This is a genomic window from Geobacillus sp. DSP4a, assembly GCF_013096875.1.
GTDB classification, from domain to species: Bacteria; Bacillota; Bacilli; order Bacillales; family Anoxybacillaceae; genus Geobacillus; species Geobacillus thermophilus.
Genome location: NZ_SDLD01000196.1, coordinates 1 through 448 on the forward strand (window position 1 = coordinate 1; position 448 = coordinate 448).

Consider the following 448-nt stretch of genomic DNA (forward strand, 5'->3'; position numbering starts at 1 on the left):
AAATGGCACAGGAAATTAAAATGGTGTATGACACAGTGAAGCAAGGGCTTTCTCAGCTCAAGAATTCAGCTGAACTCAAGTCCTCATTGCCCGGTCATCTCTCAGGCAGAAACCATTTGAATGTTGTGAAGTCCATCGAGCAATTAAATAAGGACATCAAAGAGCTCACTGAAGCATATGCGTCTGTTCTGGCCAAGCATATCGCACAAACTGAAAGCGCGGTAAACGCCATGAAGGAAACGGACCAAAACATATCATCTTCCATGAAATAAAGCGCGGGAGGACAAGGGATTGAAAACATTAGATGTCCACGCTCTTCACGAGGGCATTCAGCATACGATTGAGAAACTGGACAAGCAAAAACAACAGCTGGAGAAGCTGGAAAAAAGCGTTGAGCATCTGGCAGGCATGAAGGATGCGCTGAAAGGAAAAGGCGGAGATGCCATCC

General features: G+C 45.8%; 2 protein-coding genes. Both read left to right on the top strand.

Annotation, left to right across the window (positions count from 1 at the left end; all coding sequences use genetic code 11):
* The first annotated feature begins 2 nt into the window (after positions 1-2).
* Complete coding sequence (locus tag ETC02_RS16960; RefSeq protein ID WP_171698476.1) at positions 3-272, top strand: YwqI/YxiC family protein; 270 nt, start codon at positions 3-5, stop codon at positions 270-272.
* A 19-nt stretch (positions 273-291) separates the two neighbouring features.
* Positions 292-448: T7SS effector LXG polymorphic toxin (locus ETC02_RS16965; RefSeq protein WP_171698477.1), on the top strand; the 157-nt coding region annotated here is incomplete at its 3' end.

Coding starts and splice junctions, on each gene's coding strand:
- ETC02_RS16960 (WP_171698476.1), top strand. CDS start 3: ATGGCACAGGAAATTAAAATGGTGTATGACACAGTGAAGCAAGGGCTT.